The organism is Massilia mucilaginosa (assembly GCF_011682145.1).
GTDB classification, from domain to species: Bacteria; Pseudomonadota; Gammaproteobacteria; order Burkholderiales; family Burkholderiaceae_D; genus Telluria_A; species Telluria_A mucilaginosa.
Window position 1 is genome coordinate 1 of sequence record NZ_WHJH01000305.1, and the last position, 307, is coordinate 307.

The 307-nt window shown below is 60.6% G+C and carries 1 protein-coding gene; it reads left to right on the forward strand.

The features are described from left to right. Positions 1-307, forward strand: a 307-nt coding sequence (locus F2P45_RS34970) for a DUF2169 domain-containing protein (RefSeq protein WP_166882744.1), incomplete at both ends; no start/stop codon positions are given.

Sequence of the window (307 nt, forward strand, 5' to 3'; positions counted from 1 at the left end):
CGCCGACTGGATCTCGGCAGTCCGCGTGGGGAATTTGCACAAAGGCATGCGCGTGACCGGGCCGCGAGAATTCAGGCGGACGCTGTTCGGTTGGAAGGTCACCAAGCCCGCTGCGGTCAGCACCGTGCCGCTCGACTATCACCTCGCCTTTGGCGGGCGTCTTCGCTCGCTTGGCCAGGGCGATAGCAGCGATGTATATTTTTCAAGGAACTCTGCCGGCATCGGGTGGTTGCCTGGCGCTTCCGATTTGAAGAACCTACCTTCCAAACGCAAGCGAGATGCCGAAAAGTGGCAAAACGCGCAGCGT